The sequence below is a fragment of the Pseudomonas sp. GW821-FHT07G10 genome, assembly GCF_059418545.1.
The window spans coordinates 41,648-62,323 of the sequence record NZ_JBWKQB010000033.1; the positions used below are offsets into that span (position 1 = coordinate 41,648).

At 59.3% G+C, this 20,676-nt stretch carries 22 protein-coding genes, 1 pseudogene and 1 riboswitch; of the genes and pseudogenes, 19 read left to right on the forward strand and 4 right to left on the reverse strand.

Annotation, left to right across the window (positions count from 1 at the left end):
* Nucleotides 1-162 precede the first annotated feature (162 nt).
* The 4 genes from hda to AC07O1_RS26290 all read left to right on the forward strand — a co-directional run bounded on the left by hda (nt 163) and on the right by AC07O1_RS26290 (nt 3,087).
* Nucleotides 163-867, forward strand: coding sequence for a DnaA regulatory inactivator Hda (gene hda, locus AC07O1_RS26275; RefSeq protein WP_054049492.1), 705 nt, complete (start codon nt 163-165; stop codon nt 865-867).
* A 213-nt stretch (nt 868-1,080) separates the two neighbouring features.
* The gene (locus AC07O1_RS26280; RefSeq protein WP_495090696.1) at nt 1,081-1,701 is read left to right on the forward strand and encodes a C40 family peptidase; all 621 of its coding nucleotides are present in this window, start codon (nt 1,081-1,083) and stop codon (nt 1,699-1,701) included.
* Nucleotides 1,702-1,867: 166 nt separating this feature from the next.
* On the forward strand, nt 1,868-2,401 hold the full coding sequence (locus AC07O1_RS26285; RefSeq protein ID WP_494993707.1) for a C40 family peptidase: 534 nt from the start codon (nt 1,868-1,870) through the stop codon (nt 2,399-2,401).
* Nucleotides 2,402-2,424: 23 nt separating this feature from the next.
* Entirely contained in the window at nt 2,425-3,087 is a 663-nt protein-coding gene (locus AC07O1_RS26290) for a class I SAM-dependent methyltransferase (RefSeq protein ID WP_495090697.1), read from the forward strand.
* Nucleotides 3,088-3,194: 107 nt separating this feature from the next.
* On the opposite strand, the gene AC07O1_RS26295 is transcribed toward AC07O1_RS26290, so the two are convergent.
* Nucleotides 3,195-3,779, reverse strand: coding sequence for a hypothetical protein (locus tag AC07O1_RS26295; RefSeq protein ID WP_495090698.1), 585 nt, complete (start codon nt 3,777-3,779; stop codon nt 3,195-3,197).
* A 157-nt stretch (nt 3,780-3,936) separates the two neighbouring features.
* Nucleotides 3,937-4,172, forward strand: a riboswitch (cobalamin riboswitch).
* A 77-nt stretch (nt 4,173-4,249) separates the two neighbouring features.
* Between AC07O1_RS26295 and cobO the strand changes: the two genes are divergently transcribed.
* From cobO to AC07O1_RS26360, 13 genes are all read left to right on the forward strand, one after another.
* Nucleotides 4,250-4,861 carry a cob(I)yrinic acid a,c-diamide adenosyltransferase gene (gene cobO, locus AC07O1_RS26300; protein WP_494993710.1) on the forward strand — a complete coding sequence of 204 codons (612 nt, stop codon included), beginning with the start codon at nt 4,250-4,252 and terminating at the stop codon, nt 4,859-4,861.
* A 10-nt stretch (nt 4,862-4,871) separates the two neighbouring features.
* Nucleotides 4,872-6,254: a cobyrinic acid a,c-diamide synthase CobB gene (locus AC07O1_RS26305; RefSeq protein ID WP_494993711.1), complete on the forward strand. Its 1,383-nt coding sequence runs from the start codon at nt 4,872-4,874 to the stop codon at nt 6,252-6,254.
* Nucleotides 6,251-6,901, forward strand: coding sequence for a 5,6-dimethylbenzimidazole synthase (gene bluB / locus AC07O1_RS26310; RefSeq protein WP_495090699.1), 651 nt, complete (start codon nt 6,251-6,253; stop codon nt 6,899-6,901). The genes AC07O1_RS26305 and bluB overlap by 4 nt, the downstream gene beginning before the upstream one ends.
* Nucleotides 6,898-7,806 (forward strand): adenosylcobinamide-phosphate synthase CbiB, encoded by a 909-nt coding sequence (cbiB, locus tag AC07O1_RS26315; RefSeq protein ID WP_495090700.1) that lies wholly within the window; start codon nt 6,898-6,900, stop codon nt 7,804-7,806. Before bluB ends, cbiB begins: the two co-directional genes overlap by 4 nt.
* A complete protein-coding gene (gene cobD / locus AC07O1_RS26320; protein WP_495090701.1) occupies nt 7,799-8,794 on the forward strand; it encodes a threonine-phosphate decarboxylase CobD in 996 nt (331 codons plus the stop codon). The genes cbiB and cobD overlap by 8 nt, the downstream gene beginning before the upstream one ends.
* Nucleotides 8,791-10,242 carry a cobyric acid synthase gene (locus AC07O1_RS26325; RefSeq protein WP_495090702.1) on the forward strand — a complete coding sequence of 484 codons (1,452 nt, stop codon included), beginning with the start codon at nt 8,791-8,793 and terminating at the stop codon, nt 10,240-10,242. Before cobD ends, AC07O1_RS26325 begins: the two co-directional genes overlap by 4 nt.
* Nucleotides 10,243-10,392: 150 nt before the next feature.
* Nucleotides 10,393-10,914: a bifunctional adenosylcobinamide kinase/adenosylcobinamide-phosphate guanylyltransferase gene (gene cobU / locus AC07O1_RS26330; protein WP_495012983.1), complete on the forward strand. Its 522-nt coding sequence runs from the start codon at nt 10,393-10,395 to the stop codon at nt 10,912-10,914.
* Nucleotides 10,911-11,966 (forward strand): nicotinate-nucleotide--dimethylbenzimidazole phosphoribosyltransferase, encoded by a 1,056-nt coding sequence (gene cobT / locus AC07O1_RS26335; protein ID WP_495090703.1) that lies wholly within the window; start codon nt 10,911-10,913, stop codon nt 11,964-11,966. Before cobU ends, cobT begins: the two co-directional genes overlap by 4 nt.
* Nucleotides 11,963-12,535 (forward strand): histidine phosphatase family protein, encoded by a 573-nt coding sequence (locus AC07O1_RS26340; protein ID WP_495090704.1) that lies wholly within the window; start codon nt 11,963-11,965, stop codon nt 12,533-12,535. The genes cobT and AC07O1_RS26340 overlap by 4 nt, the downstream gene beginning before the upstream one ends.
* 2 nt (nt 12,536-12,537) lie before the next feature.
* Nucleotides 12,538-13,269, forward strand: a complete 732-nt coding sequence (locus AC07O1_RS26345; protein ID WP_495090705.1) for an adenosylcobinamide-GDP ribazoletransferase — start codon at nt 12,538-12,540, stop codon at nt 13,267-13,269.
* A gap of 81 nt (nt 13,270-13,350) precedes the next feature.
* The gene (locus AC07O1_RS26350) at nt 13,351-13,755 is read left to right on the forward strand and encodes a MarR family winged helix-turn-helix transcriptional regulator (RefSeq protein WP_495012986.1); all 405 of its coding nucleotides are present in this window, start codon (nt 13,351-13,353) and stop codon (nt 13,753-13,755) included.
* A 52-nt stretch (nt 13,756-13,807) separates the two neighbouring features.
* Nucleotides 13,808-15,016, forward strand: coding sequence for an MFS transporter (locus AC07O1_RS26355; RefSeq protein ID WP_494993721.1), 1,209 nt, complete (start codon nt 13,808-13,810; stop codon nt 15,014-15,016).
* Entirely contained in the window at nt 15,013-15,135 is a 123-nt protein-coding gene (locus AC07O1_RS26360) for a hypothetical protein (RefSeq protein ID WP_494993722.1), read from the forward strand. Before AC07O1_RS26355 ends, AC07O1_RS26360 begins: the two co-directional genes overlap by 4 nt.
* A 185-nt stretch (nt 15,136-15,320) precedes the next feature.
* Here AC07O1_RS26360 and AC07O1_RS26365 read toward each other — a convergent pair whose 3' ends face one another.
* From AC07O1_RS26365 to AC07O1_RS26375, 3 genes are all read right to left on the reverse strand, one after another.
* On the reverse strand, nt 15,321-16,592 hold the full coding sequence (locus tag AC07O1_RS26365) for an OmpP1/FadL family transporter (protein WP_494993723.1): 1,272 nt from the start codon (nt 16,590-16,592) through the stop codon (nt 15,321-15,323).
* A 145-nt stretch (nt 16,593-16,737) separates the two neighbouring features.
* Nucleotides 16,738-17,220 (reverse strand): hypothetical protein, encoded by a 483-nt coding sequence (locus tag AC07O1_RS26370; RefSeq protein WP_494993724.1) that lies wholly within the window; start codon nt 17,218-17,220, stop codon nt 16,738-16,740.
* Nucleotides 17,221-17,490: 270 nt separating this feature from the next.
* Nucleotides 17,491-17,715 carry a hypothetical protein gene (locus AC07O1_RS26375; RefSeq protein WP_019407963.1) on the reverse strand — a complete coding sequence of 75 codons (225 nt, stop codon included), beginning with the start codon at nt 17,713-17,715 and terminating at the stop codon, nt 17,491-17,493.
* A 984-nt stretch (nt 17,716-18,699) separates the two neighbouring features.
* Here AC07O1_RS26375 and AC07O1_RS26380 point away from each other — a divergent pair.
* Both AC07O1_RS26380 and AC07O1_RS26385 read left to right on the forward strand, forming a co-directional pair.
* A pseudogene (locus AC07O1_RS26380) lies at nt 18,700-19,019 on the forward strand (sel1 repeat family protein).
* Between the two features lie 175 nt (nt 19,020-19,194).
* A complete protein-coding gene (locus AC07O1_RS26385) occupies nt 19,195-20,559 on the forward strand; it encodes a DNA recombination protein RmuC (RefSeq protein ID WP_495090706.1) in 1,365 nt (454 codons plus the stop codon).
* Nucleotides 20,560-20,676: the final 117 nt, after the last annotated feature.

A 20,676-nucleotide genomic window follows, 5' to 3' on the forward strand; every position in this document is an offset into this window, starting at 1 on the left:
GTCACATCCGCCGTCAAACAAACCCCGTCGGTACCCGTAAATTAACGCAAACCTTTGATTTTGCTTATGGTCTGCTGCATTGTGCGCCCGGCGTCACGGGTATAAACTTTGCAAACTTTACACAGAGGCCACTAACGGTTCGTTTGGAACTGTTCAGTCAGCATGAAACCGATTCAGCTGCCCCTAGGTGTGCGTCTGCGTGATGACGCCACCTTTATCAACTACTACCCAGGCGCCAATGCCGCTGCACTCGGCTATGTCGAGCGGCTTTGCGAAGCCGACGCCGGCTGGACCGAAAGCCTGATCTATCTCTGGGGCAAGGATGGCGTCGGGCGTACGCACTTGCTGCAAGCCGCTTGCTTGCGTTTTGAGCAAATGGGCGAGCCGGCGGTGTACTTGCCGCTGGCAGAGTTGCTGGATCGCGGTATCGAAATTCTCGACAACCTTGAGCAATACGAGCTGGTCTGTCTGGATGATCTGCAGGCGGTGGCGGGGCGAGCGGACTGGGAAGAGGCGCTGTTCCATCTGTTCAACCGTTTGCGTGACAGTGGTCGGCGTCTGCTGATCGCCGCTTCAACCTCTCCACGTGAATTGCCGGTGAAGCTGGCGGACTTGAAATCACGCTTGACCCTGGCGTTGATTTTCCAGATGCGTCCACTGTCCGATGAAGACAAGCTGCGAGCTCTGCAATTGCGTGCTTCGCGTCGTGGTCTGCACCTGACCGATGAGGTCGGGCACTTTATCCTCACTCGCGGCACTCGCAGCATGAGTGCGTTGTTCGAGCTGCTGGAACGTCTCGATCAGGCTTCGTTGCAGGCGCAACGCAAGTTGACCATTCCCTTCCTTAAAGAAACCCTGGGCTGGTAAAACCGCAGTCTGTAGCGCTTTTTTGGCACTTTCAAGGCGCCAGAAAACCCGCGCCAAGGATGCTTCCAGGGCGCGCGAGCGTTTATATTGGGCTTAAGGCCTTAGATGTAAACGAGAAACCGATAAGTCACATTTACATCGATTGAATTTGCAAATGAGGATGATAGAAGGCATAGTCGCGGCTTCTTTATATCTTCAGCCACGGTCGTGCCCATGCTAAAGCGCTTCGCACCCCTCGTGCCTCTCGCACTCGTCACCCTGTTGTTTGGTTGCGCTGCTCACTCCCCGGTGTCGCAACAGCAAGAACAACAGTTTAAAAATTCTGTTACTGCCCAGTCTTCCGCTGCTTACCGGGAAGAACTGGCGACTGAAAAAGAACTGGCCGACTTCGCCGGCAGCAAGCCGTACCAGCTGCCAGTTTTGGCCGACAGCATCCTTGAGCGTGGTATGTCTCTGATCGGTACCCGCTACCGTTTCGGTGGCACCTCCGAGGATGGCTTCGATTGCAGCGGCTTCATCGGTTATCTGTTCCGTGAAGAGGCGGGCATGAATTTGCCGCGCTCCACTCGCGAGATGATCAACGTTGACGCACCGCTGGTCGCTCGCAACAACCTCAAGCCCGGTGATCTGCTGTTCTTCAGCACCAATGGTCGCCGTGGCCGTGTCAGTCACGCGGGGATCTACCTGGGTGATGACCAGTTCATCCACTCCAGCAGCCGTCGTAGCGGTGGTGTTCGAGTCGATAACCTGGGCGACAGCTACTGGAGCAAGACCTTCATCGAAGCCAAGCGCGCACTCGCCATGGCCCCGACCACGGTCACTGCTCGCAAGTAATCAATCTTTTTGTAAGGTTAAGTTAAAGTCTTACTTGAAGTTTGACGCGTAGCCGCTAGAATCCTGACCTATTGTTGATAACCTAACCGCGCAAGCCCTGCTTACGCGGTTTTGTTTTCAGCCTCACGGCAGAGAAAGCCGCATCCAGATCAGGATTGTTCTGCATATGTCGACGTCGGCCCGCCTCGCCCTTCTCGTTTTCGCGGCACTGCTTAGTGCATGCGCCAGCCATACTCCGCCGCCAGCTCCGGTGGTTCGGCCTCCTGTTTTCGCATCCCCTCAAACCTATTCGCCTGCCGCTGAAGACGTGCTTTTCCGTGCGTTGGGCCTGGTGGGTACGCCTTATCGTTGGGGGGGTAATACGCCGGATTCGGGTTTTGATTGCAGTGGCCTGATCGGCTATGTCTATCGCGATGCAGCTGGCATCACTCTACCGCGTTCGACCCGCGAGATGATCGGCATGCGCGCTCAGGATGTCGACCAGAATGCACTGCAAACCGGCGATCTGGTATTTTTCGCCACCAATGGCGGCTCGCAAGTCAGTCACGCCGGGATCTATGTCGGCGAAGGCCGGTTTGTTCACGCGCCGGCCACTGGCGGAACGGTTAAGCTGGACAGTCTGTCCAAAACCTATTGGCAGAAAGCCTATCTAAGCGCCAAGCGGGTATTGCAGCCTGAGCATCTGGCGCGCAACCCTTAGGTCGCACCTTTGCAGAGGTTGTCATGACCGCTCGCACTCTCAATCTCGACGATTCCCTCTACAGCTATCTGCTGGATGTTTCCCTGCGCGAAACGCCGTTGTTGCGCCGCTTGCGTGACGAAACCCAGGCCTTGCCCATGGCCCGCTGGCAGGTGGCGCCCGAGCAGGGTCAGTTCCTCGCGTTGTTGGTCAAGCTGACCGGCGCCAGGCGTTTGCTGGAAGTCGGTACTTTCACCGGCTACAGCGCCTTGTGCATGGCCGCAGCCTTGCCGGATGACGGTACCTTGATTTGCTGTGATATCCCGGGTGATTACAACGCCACTGCACGCCGTTACTGGCAGGAGGCGGGTGTGGCGCAGCGAATTGATTTGCGTCTGGCGCCTGCACTGGAAACCCTGGCGCAGATCGAGCAGCAAGGGCAGGGTGGTCGTTTCGACTTGATCTTCATCGATGCTGACAAAGCCAACTATCCAGCCTATCTGGAGAGTGCCTTGCGTCTGCTGCGAAGTGGCGGTCTGGCGATTTTCGATAACACGCTGTGGAGCGGGCGGGTGCTTGAGGTGAATCCTGATAGTGAAGACACTCGAGCCATCCAGGCATTGAACCGCGCCTTGAAGGATGACTTGCGTGTCGACTTGTCACTGTTGCCGTTAGGCGATGGCCTGACGTTGTGCCGCAAACTGTAGGAGCACCGCTTGCTGGCAGTGGCGAGTTGCGGCTTGAGCATGCTGGTTCCCCTATGAGTGCACCGATGTAACCATAGAGAGGCGAAGCTGCCCGGTGGTTCAGCGTTTCAGCCGCGGGCTTCTTTGAATAGCACAGCGACGCCCGGATGATAGTTGCCTGCTTCATTGCGCAACTTGTGATAGGGGTAAGGAAAGTACCAGGCCACGGCGCAGGTATGTTCCTTTTGCAGATCGTCGACCATGTCCTGGAGTTCTTCGGGGGTGGCGCTGTGTTGGGGTTTGTGTGGCGCTACGAACAGGCAGCCGAGCTTCAGATCGCTGGCGTAGCTGATCTTCCTGGCATCGCTCACGGCGTCGAGCAGCGCTTGAGTGAGGTTCAGGTCATTGACCCGTGGCCAGCGCTGGGTGGCCTGGATGTAGACCCGTTCCTCATTGGTGGCGATGTAGAGGTCGGCACGTCCATTGCGGTCGCCGTCTTCCTGCTGTTTTCTCGTCGGGGTCTGTTCCAGTGTCACCATTTCCGACATCCAGGCGGCAGCCGAGAGCAGCCCAAGGTTGGCGTGTTCATCAAACCAATAAGGGGATTCGTTATCACCGCGTACCTGGATGTAGCGATCGATACATTCAAACCAGCGCTCCAGCACTGGGCGCAGGAATTCCAGCTTCGGATTGCTGATGATCATGCCTTGCATGTTGCCCACCTTTATTTTTGTGATGTTAGTGTTGTGGCTATTTGATATCACTGCTTTCAGTGTGGCACAAGATTGGCGTCAGTTTATTGAACGACGGCACATAATATCGCGGGCGAACGCCCCGGGTTTAATTGACGCTCCACCCCCAACCCTCTAACCTTCGCGACTTGTTTCAGGTGCTCTGTGACCCAAGGTCGACAGAGTGAAACAGGGAAGCCGGTGAGTGTGCGTTCTTTAACAGAACGGACAGCGATCCCGGCGCTGCCCCCGCAACGGTAAATGAGTCAAGGCTGCGCTTTTGGCCACTGTGTCGACTGTCGATACGGGAAGGCGTGCAGCTCGGCAGCGATGCCCCTCATGAGCCCGGAGACCGGCCTGATCCATCCAGCGGCATCACGGTGGGCGATGCCAGGCTTATGCCGTCTATTTCTATTCCTGCCCCCCCGTTATCGTTCCAACGGAGAGCTGCCATGACTGAATCCCCCGATCGTGACGAACGCCATCTGGCGCGTATGTTGCGCAAAAAAGCCGTGATCGACGAGCGTATTGCCAACTCGCCGAACGAGTGCGGGCTGCTGTTGGTCCTGACCGGCAACGGCAAAGGCAAGAGCAGTTCTGCCTTCGGCATGCTTGCACGGGCCATGGGCCACGGAATGAAATGCGGCGTGGTGCAGTTCATCAAGGGTCGCAACAGCACCGGGGAGGAGCTGTTCTTTCGACGCTTTCCCGAGCAAGTACGCTTTCACGTCATGGGCGAAGGCTTCACCTGGGAAACCCAGGATCGCCAGCGTGACATCGCCGCAGCCGAAGCGGCCTGGGAAGTGTCCCGTGAACTGCTGCGTGACCCGGCCATTGGCCTGGTGGTGCTTGACGAGCTGAATATCGCCCTCAAGCACGGTTATCTCGACCTGGACCTGGTTCTCAGCGATTTGCAGGCTCGCCCGCCAATGCAGCACGTGCTGGTAACCGGCCGCGGCGCCAAGCCCGAAATGATTGATCTGGCCGACACGGTTACCGAAATGGGCGTGCTCAAACATGCGTTCCAGGCCGGGATCAAAGCGCAAAAGGGCATTGAGCTGTGAGTATTGAAGCATGAGTGATGCACGTCATTGTCCGGCGGTATTGATCGCCGCACCGGCTTCCGGTCAGGGCAAGACCACCGTGACCGCCGCGCTGGCCCGCTTGCATCGCAATCAGGGGCGCAAGGTCCGGGTATTCAAGTGCGGTCCGGACTTTCTCGACCCAATGATTCTCGAGCGCGCCAGCGGCGCGCCGGTGTATCAATTGGACATGTGGATGGTCGGCGAACAAGAAAGCCGTCGACTGCTGTGGGAAGCGGCGGGCGAGGCTGACCTGATCCTGATCGAAGGCGTCATGGGTCTGTTCGACGGTACGCCGTCCAGCGCCGATTTGGCGCGGCACTTCGGCGTGCCGGTGCTCGCCGTGATCGACGGTACGGCCATGGCCCAGACGTTCGGTGCCCTGGCCTTGGGGCTGGCGCGCTATCAGGCGGACTTGCCGTTTGCCGGCGTTCTGGCCAACCGGGTTGGCACGTTGCGCCACGCGCAATTGCTCGAAGGCAGCCTGACCGAAGGCCTGCGCTGGTATGGCGCGCTGTCTCGCGAAACCGGGATCGAACTGCCGAGCCGCCACCTGGGCCTGGTGCAGGCCAGCGAACTGAATGATCTGGATCTGCGCCTCGACGCGGCGGCCGAAGCCTTGGCCAGCAGTTGTGAAGTGGCGTTGCCGCCGGCAGTCGGGTTCGCTGCGCCTGAGGTTGTCGTCGCCGAGCCATTATTGGCCGGTGTGCGGATTGCCGTGGCTCGCGATGAGGCATTTGCTTTCACCTACGGGGCGAGCCTGGACCTGCTACGGGCGATGGGCGCCGAGTTGCTGTTCTTTTCGCCGATCCATGATCGCGAACTGCCCGAGGCTGACAGCTTGTACCTGCCGGGCGGCTACCCGGAATTGCATCATGTTGCGCTGGCGGAAAACGCCACGATGCTGGCTGCGATCCGCGCGCACCACGCGGCCGACAAGCCGTTGCTGGCCGAGTGTGGCGGCATGTTGTATCTGCTCGACTCCCTGACCGATGTCGACGGTCAGCGCGCCGAACTGGTGGGGTTGCTCGCCGGCGAAGCGGTGATGCAAAAGCGTCTCGCGGCGTTGGCCTTGCAGGCGGTTGATCTGCCAGAGGGCTCATTGCGCGGCCACACCTATCATCACTCGCTGACCAGTACAGCGCTTGAGCCGATAGCCCGGGGCCTGAGCCCTAACGGTGGGCGTGGCGCCGAAGCGGTCTACCGTGACGGTCGAATGACCGCTTCCTATGTGCACTTCTATTTCCCTTCCAATCCCTCTGCGGTGGCCGCACTTTTTGCGCCTGGCTCGCAAACCGCTATCGCGAGCAAGCTCGCTCCCACACTAGATCGTGTACTTCCTGTAGGAGCGAGCTTGCTCGCGAAGAGGCCATGACCGACAACGCCTTTAGTCCGGCCGAACGTGAGGCTGTTTATCGCGTGATCGGCGAACGCCGCGACATGCGTCACTTTGCTGGCGGCACCGTTGAGCCCGAACTGCTCAGGCGTCTGCTCGAGGCCGCCCATCAAGCTCCAAGTGTGGGCCTGATGCAGCCGTGGCGGTTTATCCGCATCACCGACCGCCCGTTGCGCAGCAAAATTCAGCAACTGGTCGAAGAAGAACGTGTACGCACTGCCGAGGCCTTGGGCGAACGCTCCGACGACTTCATGAAATTGAAAGTCGAAGGCATCAACGATTGCGCTGAAGTGCTGGTCGCCGCGCTGATGGACGATCGCGAGCGGCATATCTTTGGGCGCCGGACCTTGCCGGAGATGGACATGGCGTCGTTGTCCTGTGCCATTCAGAATCTCTGGCTGGCGTCCCGCGCCGAAGGCTTGGGGATGGGCTGGGTGTCGCTGTTCGAGCCCCAGGCGCTGGCCGACTTGCTGGGTCTGCCGGCCGGGGCCAAACCGCTGGCGGTATTGTGCCTGGGTCCGGTCACGGCGTTTTATCCGGCCCCCATGTTGGTGCTTGAAGGCTGGGCGCAGCCGCGCCCGCTGAGTGAATTGCTGTATGAGAATTATTGGGGAGTGAGTCAATGAGTGTGGCGTTGTTGAGTGCCGCCGCGGTCGCGCTGGATGCGCTGCTGGGCGAACCCAGGCGCTGGCATCCGCTGGTGGCGTTCGGCCGTTTTGCCGATCGCATCGAGCAACGTTTCAACTCCGGCGGTCGTGGCTGGCGCAGTCACGGCGTCACCGCCTGGGTCCTGGCGGTGTTGCCGCTGACTCTATTGGTGACCGCCTTTGCCTGGCTGCCGTATATCGGTTGGCTGGTCGAGATCCTCGCGTTGTATTGCGCCCTTGGCTTGCGCAGCCTTGGCGAGCATGTCAAGCCGGTCGCTCAGGCTCTGCGCAGCGATGACCTGGAGCAAGCACGACGTCGAGTGGGCTATCTGGTCAGCCGTCAGACCAGTGAGCTTGATTCCACGGAAGTCGCCCGGGCCGCCACTGAGTCGGTGTTGGAAAACGGTAGCGATGCGGTGTTCGCTGCGTTGTTCTGGTTTGCCGTCGCCGGCGCACCGGGCGTGGTGCTATATCGCCTGAGCAATACGCTGGACGCGATGTGGGGCTATCGCAATGAACGCTTCGAACGCTTTGGCTGGGCGGCGGCGAAGATCGACGATGCTCTTAACTATATTCCTGCTCGCCTGGTTGCCCTGACCTACGCGCTCTTGGGCAAGACCCGTCTGGCGCTGAAGTGCTGGCGGACTCAGGGACCCACCTGGGACAGCCCGAACGCAGGTCCGGTAATGGCAGCGGGCGCGGGGGCCTTGGGCGTTGAGTTGGGCGGGGCAGCGATCTACCACGGTGAACTGCACCAGCGTCCGCAACTGGGTGAGGGCGTGCCGGCTGATGCCAACTCCATCGACCGTGGCTGGCAACTGGTGCAGCGCGGGGTGTGGTTATGGTTGCTGATTTTCTGCGTGGGAGCTGAGCTCTATGCTTGAGCACGGCGGACGGTTGCGCAAGGCCGCGCTGCAATACGGCATTGCCGAAGCGGATTGGCTGGACCTGTCCAGTGGCCTTGCGCCTTGGCCGTGGCCGGTACCGCAGATCCCTCTGCGGGCCTGGGCGCGTTTGCCGGAAACCGATGATGGTCTTGAGCAAGCCGCCTGCGATTACTACGGCGCGACTCAAGTGCTACCGGTTCCGGGCTCGCAAGCGGCGATCCAGTTGCTGCCGCGATTACGCCGTGCCGGCAAGGTTGGCGTGCTCTCGCCCTGTTACGCCGAGCATGCCGAGGCATGGCGCCGCTGCGGCTACATCGTGCGTGAGGTGCTGGAGCAGGAAGTAGACTTCTTTCTCGACCACCTTGACGTGCTGGTGGTGGTCAACCCGAATAACCCCACCGGCCTGAGCCTGACCCCGGATCGGTTACTCGACTGGCATGCTCGACTGGCGCAACGCGGCGGCTGGCTGGTGGTCGATGAAGCGTTCATGGACAACACACCGCAGCTCAGTCTGGCCGTTCATGCCAATCAGGTCGGGTTGATCGTTTTGCGATCATTCGGCAAGTTTTTCGGTTTGGCCGGTGTACGTCTGGGCTTCGTGCTGGCCGAGCGCAAACTGCTCAAATTGCTCGCCGAACAGGTCGGACCCTGGGCGGTCAGTGGGCCGACACGGGTGTTGGGGCAGGTTTGCCTGCGCGATACGGTGGGGCATGCCCGGCAACGTCTGCGCAGCGAAGAAGCCAGTCAACGGTTGACGCAAGTGCTTGAGCACCATGGATTCAAGCCACAGGGCGGCTGCGCCTTGTTCCAATGGCTGGTCACTGAGCGCGCTGAGCATCTGCACGCATTCATGGCTCAACGCGGCATTCTGTTGCGGCTGTTTACCCACAACAGCAGCCTGCGTTTCGGCTTGCCGGCCGATGAAGCCGATTGGCTGCGCCTCGATCAAGCGTTAGAGGCCTACACCAAGGAACAAACACCATGACCACGCTGATGGTGCAAGGCACCACCTCGGACGCCGGTAAAAGTACGCTGGTAACGGCGCTGTGCCGCTGGCTGACCCGCCAAGGCGTCCGCGTCGTGCCCTTCAAACCGCAGAACATGGCGCTCAATAGCGCGGTAACGGCGGATGGCGGCGAGATCGGTCGTGCACAAGCGGTGCAGGCTCAGGCCGCCAATCTTGAACCGCACACCGACATGAACCCGGTGCTGCTCAAGCCCAACAGTGAGACCGGCGCGCAGGTGATCATTCATGGTCGCGCGGTGACCAGCATGAACGCCGTGGCCTATCACGACTACAAAGCCATCGCCATGCAGGCGGTGCTGGCCTCCCATCAACGCTTGAGTGCTGCCTACCCGGTGGTGATGGTCGAGGGTGCGGGTTCGCCGGCCGAGATTAATCTGCGTGCTGGCGATATCGCCAACATGGGGTTTGCCGAAGCGGTGGACTGCCCGGTGTTGCTGATTGCTGACATCAATCGCGGTGGAGTGTTTGCCCATTTGGTGGGCACTTTGGAATTGTTGTCGGCCAGCGAGCAGGCACGGGTCAAAGGCTTCATCATCAACCGTTTTCGTGGCGACATTGCCTTGCTGCAACCGGGCCTCGACTGGCTCCAGGAGCGCACCGGGAAGCCGGTGATTGGCGTGTTGCCATACGTGATGGACCTGCACCTGGAGGCTGAAGACGGCATCGATCAGCGTCAGACCGACAAGGTCGGGCAGGTGTTGAAAGTGCTGGTGCCGGTCTTGCCGCGCATCAGCAACCACACCGATTTCGATCCGCTGCGTCTGCACCCGCAAGTCGATCTGCAATTCGTCGGTCCGGGCCAGCCGATTCCTCCGGCTGATTTGATTATTCTCCCCGGTTCGAAAAGCGTACGCAGCGACCTCGCGTTCTTGCGCGGCAACGGCTGGGACACGGCTATCTCGCGGCACTTGCGCTACGGCGGCAAGCTGCTGGGAATCTGCGGCGGTTTGCAGATGCTCGGCGAGCAGTTGCATGACCCGCTGGGGCTTGAAGGTGCGCCGGGGTCCAGTGCCGGTCTCGGCCTGCTGGCCTTCGCCACAGTCCTTGAAGAAGAGAAGCAACTGCGCAACGTACGTGGCCATCTGGCGCTGGAAGACGCGCCAGTCAACGGTTATGAGATTCATGCCGGAGTCACTACCGGTGCCGCGCTGGAGCGGGCTGCCGTGTATCTGGATGACGGCCGCAGTGATGGCGCGCAAAGTGCAGACGGGCAGATTTTCGGCACCTATCTGCATGGCCTGTTCGAGTCGTCGGCGGCCTGCAGTGCGCTGTTGCGCTGGGCGGGTTTGCAGGAGGTGCAGGAGGTGGACTACCACTCCTTGCGCGAGCGTGACATTGAGCGCTTGGCCGATCTGGTGGAAAAGCATCTTGATACGAGCTATTTGCGCGAACTCTGTGGGATTTAGGGTGAGTGTTATGGCCCTATCGCGAGCAAGCTCGCTCCTACATTTAATCCGGCAGGGCACGCAATTGCGGCACAACGAAAATCCACTGTAGGAGCGAGCTTGCTCGCGATGGGGCCAGTGGCCGCACCGCTAAATTGAAGGGATATGACCATGCTGCAACTGATCCTCGGCGGCGCCCGCTCCGGTAAAAGTCGTCTGGCTGAAAAACTCGCCTGCGACAGCGGTCTGGCCGTGACTTATATAGCGACCAGCCAGCCGCTGGATGGCGAAATGAACGAGCGCATTGCCCATCATCGCCAGCGTCGTCCGGTTGAATGGTCATTGATCGAAGAACCCTTGGAGCTGGCCCGCGTATTGCGCGACACCGCCAGCGCCGAACGTTGCCTGCTGGTGGATTGCCTGACCTTGTGGCTGACCAATCTGCTGATGCTGGAAAACCCCGAGCGCCTGGCCCTTGAGCGTGAAGCGCTGCTGGAGTGCCTGGGGTCTTTGCCGGGTGAAATTGTTTTTGTCAGCAACGAGACCGGTCTGGGTGTCGTGCCGCTGGGCGAATTGACTCGCCGCTATGTCGATGAAGCCGGTTGGTTGCATCAAGCCCTGGCTGAGCGCTGTCAGCGTGTCGTACTGACCGTCGCCGGCCTGCCCCTGACTTTGAAAGGAACTGCGTTATGAATAACTCCTGGTGGCTGAACCCGTGCAAACCGATCGATGCGCTGGCTTACGAGCAGGCGGCGGTCCGTCAGCAGCAATTGACCAAGCCGGCCGGTTCCCTGGGCCAGCTTGAGTCCATCGCGGTGCAGTTGGCCGGGTTGCAAGGGCGTATCAAGCCGAGTCTGAATCAGTTATGGATTGCAATCTTTGCAGGTGACCACGGCGTAGTCGCTGAAGGCGTCTCGGCGTACCCTCAGGAAGTCACCGGGCAGATGCTGCACAACTTCGTCAGCGGCGGTGCGGCAATCAGCGTGTTGGCGCGGCAACTGGGGGCGCAGCTCGAAGTGGTCGATCTGGGCACCGTCACGCCTTCGCTGAATCTGCCGGGCGTGCGTCATCTGAACATTGGCGCTGGCACACAGAACTTCGTTAACGGCCCCGCGATGACGCATGCTCAAGGCGAATTAGCCCTGCAAGCCGGACGGGACAGCGTGCGCCGTGCCATTGCGGCAGGTGCCGAGCTGTTTATCGGCGGTGAGATGGGCATCGGCAACACCACGGCTGCGAGCGCCGTAGCCTGCGCATTGTTGGATTGTCCGGTGACGCATCTGGTTGGGCCTGGCACTGGCCTGAATGCCGCGGGCGTCAGCCATAAAGTGCACGTCATCGAGCGCGCGCTGGCATTGCATGCCGCCCAGCGCGGCGATGCGCTGCTGACCTTGTTCAATCTCGGCGGTTTTGAAATCGCGGCGCTGGTCGGGGCTTATCTGGCCTGTGCCCAGGAAGGCGTGGCCGTGCTGGTGGACGGCTTCATCTGCAGCGTCGCGGCGTTGGTCGCGGTGCGCTTGAATCCTGCGTGCCGCGACTGGCTGCTGTTTGGTCACCGCGGTGCCGAGCCGGGTCATCGTCATGTGCTTGAGGCATTGAAGGCCGAGCCTTTGCTAGAGCTTGGCTTACGCCTGGGTGAGGGCAGTGGTGCCGCGTTGGCAGTGCCGTTGTTGCGACTGGCCTGTGACCTGCATGGCCAGATGGCAACCTTCGCGGAAGCGGCTGTGGCGGATCGCCCGGCATGATGCAACTGGACCTGCTGCGCCACGGCGAAACCGAACTCGGTGGCGGTTTGCGCGGCAGTCTGGATGACGCGTTGACGGCCAAGGGCTGGGAGCAAATGCGCGCCGCGGTGCTGGCAAAGGGGCCGTGGGATCGACTGGTCAGCTCGCCGTTGCAACGTTGCGCACGTTTCGCAGAGGAACTGGGCGCACGTCTTGGGTTGCCGGTGCAGCTGGAAAAAGACCTGCAAGAACTGCATTTCGGTACCTGGGAAGGGCAGAGCGCAGCGGCGTTGATGGAAACCGAGGCCGAAGCGCTGGGCCTGTTCTGGGCGGATCCCTACGGGTTCACTCCGCCAGGGGGCGAGCCGGTGACGCAGTTTTCGGCACGGGTGCTGGCGGCGGTCGAGCGGCTGCACCAAACCTATGCCGGTGAGCGGGTGTTGCTGATCAGCCATGGTGGAGTCATGCGTTTGCTGTTGGCCCAGGCTCGTGGTCTGCCCCGCGAGCAATTGCTCAATGTTGAAGTTGGCCACGGTGCGCTGTTTTCGCTGCGGGTCGAGGCCAATCTCAGGTTGAGCGAAGGAATCTGAACGTGCTGCCTTTCTGGATCGCCCTGCAATTTCTCAGCAGCCTGCCGATACGTCTGCCGGGTATGCCGCAGCCGCAGGAACTGGGCCGTTCGTTGCTGTTTTATCCGCTGGTGGGGTTGCTGCTCGGCGGGTTGTTGTGGACGTTGAACTGGGGGCTCGCCGGGGCGCCCTTGTTGTTGCACGCTGCGCTGTTGCTGACTGCCTGGGTCTTGTTCAGCGGTGGTTTGCATCTGGATGGCCTGGCCGATAGCGCCGATGCCTGGCTGGGTGGTTTTGGTGATCGTGAGCGCACCCTGACCATCATGAAGGACCCGCGCAGCGGGCCGATTGCGGTCGTGACGCTGGTGTTGGTGCTGCTGCTCAAATTTGCCGCGTTGCTGGCGCTGATCGAGCAGCAGCACAGCATTGCGTTGATCCTGGCGCCTTTGATCGGCCGCAGCGCGTTGCTGGGGTTGTTTCTGACGACGCCTTACGTGCGAGCCGGTGGGCTGGGACAGGCATTGGCTGATCATCTTCCGCGTATGGCCGGTAAACAGGTCTTGGTGCTGAGCACGGTGGCCTGTGTGCTGATCGCGGGATTACACGGTGTGTTTGCCGCAGTGCTGGCGGCAGCGGTGTTCTTCTGGTTGCGACAAGTAATGATGCGGCGGCTGGGTGGGACTACTGGCGATACCGCAGGCGCCTTATTGGAGCTGCTGGAAGTGGCGGTGCTGGTCGGATTAGCGTTGGTCTGATGATTTGCAAAACGAAGAAGAACGTACCGTAGAGATCCTTCAAAACTTGCTTTCCCTCAACCGCGGGTATATACACGCACTATGCTTCCTTCCCAATGTTTATGCACCAACCTGCGTCGTGCCGCCCGAGGCGTCAGCAGGTATTACGACGGCGCTCTCGACGGCTTCGGGATCAACGTTGCGCAGTATTCTTTACTGTGCAATTTACAACGTCTGGACCAACCGAGCATTTCGACCCTGGCGCAGGCCATGGGCCTGGACCGCAGTACCCTGGGGCGCAATCTGCGGGTGCTGGAGGGTGAAGGTCTGGTTACGCTGGTCGAGGGTGAAGATCATCGCAATCGTGTTGTACTGCTCACTGAAACCGGGCTAGAGCGACTGGCGGCGGCCTTGCCGGCGTGGGAAGCGGCGCAGCAGCGTTTGATCGAGAAACTGGGTGCAGAAAAGCGGGAAACCTTGCTGGCCTTGCTGGACGAGCTTGCCTGAAGGCAATAAGTCCGATCATAAGCGGGTATATACCCGCTACCGGAGAACAAGAATGACATCGATGTGGCGTACCAGCGGTTGGGTTCTTCTCGGGAGTGCGCTGATTCTCGCGTTGTCCTTGGGAGTGCGACATGGCTTTGGGTTGTTTCTGGCACCGATGAGTGCGGAGTTTGGTTGGGGGCGTGAGGTATTTGCGTTCGCCATTGCCTTGCAGAACCTGATCTGGGGCCTGGCGCAACCCTTTACCGGTGCGCTGGCCGACCGTTTCGGCGCGGCGAAAGTGGTTCTGCTGGGCGGGGTGTTGTATGCCCTCGGATTGGTGTGCATGGGGTTGTCCGATTCGGCCTGGTCGTTATCGCTCAGTGCTGGTTTGTTGATCGGTATCGGTCTGTCTGGCACCTCTTTCTCAGTGATTCTGGGGGTGGTTGGGCGTGCTGTTCCTCCCGAGAAGCGCAGCATGGCTATGGGGATCGCCAGTGCTGCCGGCTCTTTCGGCCAGTTCGCCATGTTGCCCGGGACCCTGGGGTTGATCGGTTGGCTTGGCTGGTCGGCGGCGCTATTGGTGCTGGGTTTGCTGGTGGCGTTGATCGTGCCGTTGGTAAGCATGCTCAAGGACAACCCGTTGCCGGTATTCGGGCATGAGCAGACCTTGTCCGAGGCCGTGCGTGAGGCTTGCTCGCATTCCGGCTTCTGGCTGCTGGCGTTCGGTTTTTTTGTCTGTGGTTTTCAGGTGGTGTTTATCGGCGTGCATTTGCCGGCGTATCTGGTGGATCAGCATCTGCCCGCCACCACCGGAACCACCGTGTTGGCGCTGATCGGGCTGTTCAATATCTTCGGTACCTACACCGCTGGCTGGCTCGGCGGGCGGATGTCAAAGCCGCGCCTGCTGACCGGGCTGTATCTGTTGCGTGCGGTGGTGATCGGCCTGTTCCTGTGGGCACCGGTGACGCAGATCAGCGCCTATCTGTTTGGTATGGCCATGGGCTTCTTGTGGCTGTCGACCGTGCCGCTGACTAACGGCACGGTGGCGACACTTTTCGGCGTGCGAAATCTGTCGATGCTCGGTGGCATCGTTTTCCTGTTCCATCAATTGGGTTCGTTCCTTGGTGGTTGGCTGGGCGGGGTTGTCTACGACCGGACCGGTAGCTATGACTTGATCTGGCAGGTTGCGATTCTCTTGAGCCTGATGGCCGCTGCGCTGAACTGGCCGGTGCGCGAACGTCCGGTTGCGCGCCTGCAAATGCAGGCAAGTGCGGTATGAACAGCTTCTGGCCATGGTCCGTCGGCTTGAGTGTCTGCGCGCTGCTATTGGCGTTGGCCTGGTGGGGCTGGCATCAGGGCGGCCTGGCGCTGATGCAATTGGGCATCGGTACTTGTTAGAGGCTACTTGTTAGAGGCTACTTGTCAGGGGCGCTCAGGGGCGAGTAGCTTCGCCGTCTGACTTGAGGCGGTGGAAAAAAACGTGGCTTCAAATCCCTGATCGCTGGCCACTAAAAAGCCCCGCCTCTGTACAAGAGTGCGGGGCTTTTCAATTCAACTGGCGAGCCGTTCAGGCTCGCTGTGAATCAGAAACGGTAGGTCGCGCCTGCACCGAAACCGTTTGCCCAGTTTTGATACTTGGCGTTGTAGGTTTGGCCACGGTCGTTGCTGTTGTTGATACCGACCGACTCTTCGTGCAGGTACGAGTACGCTACGTCGATGGTCAGATCGTCAGTCGGGCTCCAGCCGGCGCCGAGGCTGAAGATCTTCCGATCGCCAGTCGGGATGCGTGGAGAACGATCGATGTTGTTGGTGGGTGCCTGGTCAAACGTCAGGCCGGTACGCAGCACCCATTGTTTGTTCAGCTTGTACGAAGCACCGATGGCGTGAGCCCAGGTGTCGTGCCAGTTCTGTTCTTCGGTGATGGTGCCGAATTGGCTGGCCAGCACCGGCTGAACGCCCTTGTTCTCGACCGTGATGTTTTCCAGGCGGCTCCAGCGGGTCCAGGTGCTGCCAGCGTAGAGGGTCCACCGGTCGTTCAACTCGTGAGTGAGCGATAAATCGACCGACTCAGGGGTTTCGATTTTCAGCGAGGCGTCATACTTCTGGCTGGCGCTCAGACCTATAGCGTTCAGCACGCCATAGTCCACCTCGGTGTCCCCCTTGAGCTTGTACTTCACTTTCGAGTGATAGGTCAGGCCTACGCGGGTGCTGTCGGTAGCTTGTACCAGGACGCCGACGTTGTAGCCCAGCGCGGTATCGTCACCCTTGATCTTGACTCTGCCATCAGGGGCGGCCTGGGTGATCGACAGATTGGATTCCAGTGTGCCGTCGATATGGTTGATGGTCGGACCGAAGCCGATGGAAACCTTATCGTTGAACGCATAGCTGACGGTTGGTTGGAGGGTCAAAACCTTGACTTGGCTTTTGCTGCCGAAATAACGGCCGGCAAAACCGTTTTCGTAATCGGTTACCAGACCGAATGGCGCGTACATTCCGATACCGAACGCCCATTGGTCGTCGATTGGCTTGACGTAGTAGGCCATCGGGACGGCAATGAGTGGCACCATGTCGCCTTTGTTGGTGCCGCCGTTGGGGCTGGAGCTGGCGTGGCTGATATCGGTGTGAGCGTCGATCAGGGCAGCGCCACCGGTGACTTGTTCACGCTTGATGCGCGACATACCGGCAGGGTTACCATAAATTGTGCTTGCATCATCGGCAGAAGACGATCGTCCGGCGAACCCAGTACCCATCCCGCTGATGCTTTGTTCGTTGACGGCAAAGCCAGCTGCGAAAATCTGGGTGGATGCCAACGTAACGGCAAGGCTAAGCGTGGTTTTGAGTATTACTTTTTTCATTATTAGAACTCCTGGTGATCACCGACGCGAAAATTACCAACATTTTCATCCGAGCGCTATAGGTGGTATCGCTTGAGATAGAGCGGTTTTGTAGGACAATCAGACCAGAATCCTGGATTTTCGCGCAATCTTGCACGGATCCCGGTCAGCAGGCGAGTTGATTCAGAGGTGATACACAGGTTTGCCAGGCGCACGTGAAGTCCCTTAAGCGGCCTTGAGGCTGAAATGTCTGGCGCCAAATCCGGGCCATTCCCAGCAGATCATCTGCTTCGGGCAGGGGCGTGTTTTGCTCTTCTATCAGCAGCCAGGCAATGGCGGTGGCATAACGCAGGTTGACTGTCAGTTCGAGGTGCGGGCCACTGAGAAAGGCGTGTTGACTGGCCAGGCCACGAACCAGGCTCGCACGCTCCGGATCCAGGGCCAGGTAATGGTCCCAGAGCGCCTGATGGCGCGGCTCGGCGATACGGTACAAGCCATGTCCACGGCGGTCGTGAAGGGCGGAGCCAAGTGCGGATTGGCTGGCAGCGATACCCAGCAGCAACGCTTCGGCGGTAGGGCTGTGGCGCCCGAGGTAGATCAGCGTCGGGCGAATGACGTAACGGCACAGTTCGCTGGCGGCGATACCCATAAGCCCTCCAGGCGCGTTATTGGGCGGCGAGGTCTGAGGGGCTTGGCAGCAGTGGATCGGTTCAGACTCGCCGGAAGCGGATCACGCCGCTTGAGTTGAAGTCTAGTGTCATATTCGTGCTGTAAAGGTCTGTTTTTAAAATATTTCTGGCTTCGAGTTATAACCGTTAGATCCGTTGGTGCTATAAGCCAATTCGAATGAAATAGAAACCTTGGGCAATAAAAAACCCTGCTGTCAGGCAGGGTTTTGGGTTTTCAGCAGTCTGGCGTATCAGGCAATCAGTGCCTGACGGGTACGCTCGATCACAGCCTGCAGCGGCTCGGCGCTGGAGTATTGATCGGGGTACAGGCGTTCGCTGTGACGGGCGATGCCGTGTTCGTTGACCAGTGTGAAGCTGAAGCAGCCTTTGCGAGCGGCCATGATCAGGCAGTTCATTGGTGCAAAAGCGTTGGTGAGGGTGCGAATGGCATCCTGAGTGTGGATTTGAGTAGACATGTTGGTGTTCCTGCAAATGACACGGATAAGAACCGTGCAACGTTAAAACGTTCCAGTAACGTCGACCACCATTGGTCTGACGAAGAACCCGACTGGAACAAAGCAGCCAGTTAGAAGCGCTTTGATTTATGTGCGCTTGGGCTGGCAGGTAGGTACTTAGGAGGGCAGGCAGCACATCAGGGGCAAAGGTTCTGGGCCCAGGGTGAAGATCCTGATCAATCTGCAGGTTGGTTCGGTCAGAGTATGAGAACTTGGCAACACCCTTTGCATTCGATTCAAAGGCTGTGTCGTCGCAAGTTTTACCTGGAAACCATCGAGGTGGTCGATCCCGTGTTGTCGGTAGAGGCTTCTCTTTAGGGAAGGTGTACCGGGGGACTTGTTCGACCGTAATTGACTTTCAGCTTGGTACTAACGCCGCGGATAGTAACGGATTGAATTCAAGAATGGAAGTGTGTTAGGCAAAAAACTGTTGTTCGGCCAAAGCCGCAACCGTACTTCGCGAGCAGCAAGAGGGTGAACAGGAGAAGGCTAGCAGACAATCTGACCGGCAGTTGGCCAGTGTGGCTGCCGCAGGTGCCGGTTGGAAGGCACCTATTTGAATGCTCGCCACTGGGTTCTTCCCGCAGCGTGTACCAAAAAAGTGCGCCGATATAACCGCTTCGAGAGGACTTGTGCACATTTGTTGCGCAGCGTGTCATCGCGCTGTCACCTCGTGTTCTTGAGCAGTCGCTGCCTGTAGCAAAAATTTAAGTCAATGAAAAACATCGTTTTTTTTTACTGGTGAAAAAATCGTCAGTTTGACTGCGGGCCACGTTCCATGGGGGTTTGAGGGAGTTGCAGGACGGTTGTCCACTGAGTTATCCACAGCTTCTGTGGATTGTCCCAAGCGCTTGCTCTAGCACGGGCGTACAGGATTTTTTCGGCTTTACCCGTACGAAAAAAAGAGTAGAGTGGCGCGCCTTCCGATCTGCCCCACAGTACGTTATGAGGTTTCGCTCAGTATCTCCTTCTGCCATCTCCACACCTTCAGGTGTTATCGAACCCAAGCGCTTTTCGTTACGTGTCGCCATGTGGCAGCTCGACAGTCCGCGTCAGGGCAATAACCCTAACGTCAAGCACTTTGCCGGACGTTTGCTCAAGCAACCGGCACGTGAGGGGGGGCCGCGCAAAGCCGTCTGGGGCAGTTGATGTGTCGCGAATGCGGCAATGCCCGGGATCGGCGGATCGGTCATGATTTGTTGCGTCAGGCCGCCCGTGCAGGCGATCGACATGCCATGCGCGAGCTCGGTCAGATCCAGGATTGAGCTGTCCCTGGCCCGACGCCTTGGTTAACCTTCGTGCTTTATTTAATCGGCAGGAGTGGCTATGGCTATGGACTTGACCAGCATATTGCTGGGGCTGGCGGGTGCTGCACTGCCGTTATTGGTGCTGGTTTGGCAATTACAGCAACGCCTGAGTGCCCGGCAATCCGAGTTATCGCTGCTCGAAGAGCGTCTGAGCACGGCTCAACTCGCGCAAGAGGGGCTAAATGCCCAGCTCGATGCCAGTCGCGATGAAGTCAGCGACCTGAGCCAGGCCAATGCCACCAAGCAAGCGGATCTGGCGGCCGTTCGCCGTGAAATCGAACTGTTGCAGATCGAACGTGACAACGCTCGCGATGCCGCTCACGCCTGGAGTCTTGAACGCGCCAGCAAAGAAAGCGAGTTACGCAGACTGGATGCCCAGGCCGCGTCACTCAGCGCCGAGCTGCGCGAACAACAGGAAAGCCATCAACAACGCCTGAGCGACCTGCAAGGTTCGCGGGATGAGTTGCGTGCGCAGTTTGCGGAGTTGGCCGGGAAGATCTTCGATGAGCGTGAGCAGCGCTTTGCCGAGAACAGCCAGCAGCGCCTGGGTCAGTTGCTCGATCCACTGAAAGAACGCATTCAGCTGTTTGAAAAGCGTGTTGAAGAAAGCTATCAGGCCGAAGCCCGCGAGCGCTTCTCTCTGGCTAAAGAGCTCGAGCGGCTGCAGCAGTTGAACCTGCGCCTGAGCGATGAGGCGACCAACCTCACTCGCGCCCTCAAGGGCCAGAAAACCCAAGGCAACTGGGGTGAGTTGATTCTCGAGCGGGTACTTGAACATGCAGGTCTGGAGAAAGGCCGCGAGTACCAGACACAAGTCAGCCTCAAGGGCCCGGATGGCGAACGTTTTCAGCCGGACGTGCTGATCATGTTACCGGGTGACAAGCAGGTGGTGGTCGACTCCAAGGTCAGTCTCACTGCTTATCAGCAGTACGTGGTTGCCGATGACGAGGTAATCAGTCAGGCGGCCCTCAAACAGCATGTGTTGTCCCTGCGAAACCATGTCAAAGGTTTGGCCGGTAAGGACTACAAACGTCTGGAAGGCCTGCATAGTCTGGATTTCGTGCTGCTTTTTGTGCCGATCGAAGCGGCTTTTTCCGCCGCGTTGCAAGCGGAGCCGAATCTGTTTCAGGAAGCCTTTGACCGTAACATCGTGATCGTCAGCCCGACCACCTTGCTGGCGACGTTGCGGGTGATCGACAGCTTGTGGAAGCAGGAGCGCCAGAGCCAGAACGCACGGGAGATCGCCGAGCGCGCGGGCTGGCTGTATGACAAGTTTGTGTTGTTCATTCAGGACCTGGACGAAGTCGGAAATCGCCTGCAGCAACTGGACAAGGCCTACAGCGCGGCCCGCAACAAATTGACCGAAGGCCGCGGCAATCTGGTCAGCCGCAGCGAGCAGCTCAAGCTATTGGGTGCGCGGGCCAGCAAGAGTTTGCCGGCGGATCTGCTGGAGCGCGCGATGAGCGATGCGCACGGGGTGGTGGAAATGCCGGACTAGTGGCCTGTGTGGCTAGTTCGTTAGCTCAAATTCGGATGCTGGCGGCCCAGAGCCAAGGCGCTGTGACGAGTCATAGCCCGCTATGGCGAGGAACAGCAACGCAGGATATGGGCTGCT

Coding starts and splice junctions, on each gene's coding strand:
- AC07O1_RS26295 (WP_495090698.1), bottom strand. CDS start 3,779: ATGCAAGGCATGATCATCAGCAATCCGAAGCTGGAATTCCTGCGCCCA.
- AC07O1_RS26355 (WP_494993721.1), top strand. CDS start 13,808: ATGACATCGATGTGGCGTACCAGCGGTTGGGTTCTTCTCGGGAGTGCG.
- AC07O1_RS26370 (WP_494993724.1), bottom strand. CDS start 17,220: ATGGGTATCGCCGCCAGCGAACTGTGCCGTTACGTCATTCGCCCGACG.
- AC07O1_RS26305 (WP_494993711.1), top strand. CDS start 4,872: ATGAGTGATGCACGTCATTGTCCGGCGGTATTGATCGCCGCACCGGCT.
- hda (WP_054049492.1), top strand. CDS start 163: ATGAAACCGATTCAGCTGCCCCTAGGTGTGCGTCTGCGTGATGACGCC.
- AC07O1_RS26350 (WP_495012986.1), top strand. CDS start 13,351: ATGCTTCCTTCCCAATGTTTATGCACCAACCTGCGTCGTGCCGCCCGA.
- AC07O1_RS26290 (WP_495090697.1), top strand. CDS start 2,425: ATGACCGCTCGCACTCTCAATCTCGACGATTCCCTCTACAGCTATCTG.
- AC07O1_RS26285 (WP_494993707.1), top strand. CDS start 1,868: ATGTCGACGTCGGCCCGCCTCGCCCTTCTCGTTTTCGCGGCACTGCTT.
- AC07O1_RS26325 (WP_495090702.1), top strand. CDS start 8,791: ATGACCACGCTGATGGTGCAAGGCACCACCTCGGACGCCGGTAAAAGT.
- cbiB (WP_495090700.1), top strand. CDS start 6,898: ATGAGTGTGGCGTTGTTGAGTGCCGCCGCGGTCGCGCTGGATGCGCTG.
- AC07O1_RS26360 (WP_494993722.1), top strand. CDS start 15,013: ATGAACAGCTTCTGGCCATGGTCCGTCGGCTTGAGTGTCTGCGCGCTG.
- cobU (WP_495012983.1), top strand. CDS start 10,393: ATGCTGCAACTGATCCTCGGCGGCGCCCGCTCCGGTAAAAGTCGTCTG.
- AC07O1_RS26375 (WP_019407963.1), bottom strand. CDS start 17,715: ATGTCTACTCAAATCCACACTCAGGATGCCATTCGCACCCTCACCAAC.
- AC07O1_RS26340 (WP_495090704.1), top strand. CDS start 11,963: ATGATGCAACTGGACCTGCTGCGCCACGGCGAAACCGAACTCGGTGGC.
- AC07O1_RS26365 (WP_494993723.1), bottom strand. CDS start 16,592: ATGAAAAAAGTAATACTCAAAACCACGCTTAGCCTTGCCGTTACGTTG.
- cobT (WP_495090703.1), top strand. CDS start 10,911: ATGAATAACTCCTGGTGGCTGAACCCGTGCAAACCGATCGATGCGCTG.
- bluB (WP_495090699.1), top strand. CDS start 6,251: ATGACCGACAACGCCTTTAGTCCGGCCGAACGTGAGGCTGTTTATCGC.
- AC07O1_RS26280 (WP_495090696.1), top strand. CDS start 1,081: ATGCTAAAGCGCTTCGCACCCCTCGTGCCTCTCGCACTCGTCACCCTG.
- cobD (WP_495090701.1), top strand. CDS start 7,799: ATGCTTGAGCACGGCGGACGGTTGCGCAAGGCCGCGCTGCAATACGGC.
- cobO (WP_494993710.1), top strand. CDS start 4,250: ATGACTGAATCCCCCGATCGTGACGAACGCCATCTGGCGCGTATGTTG.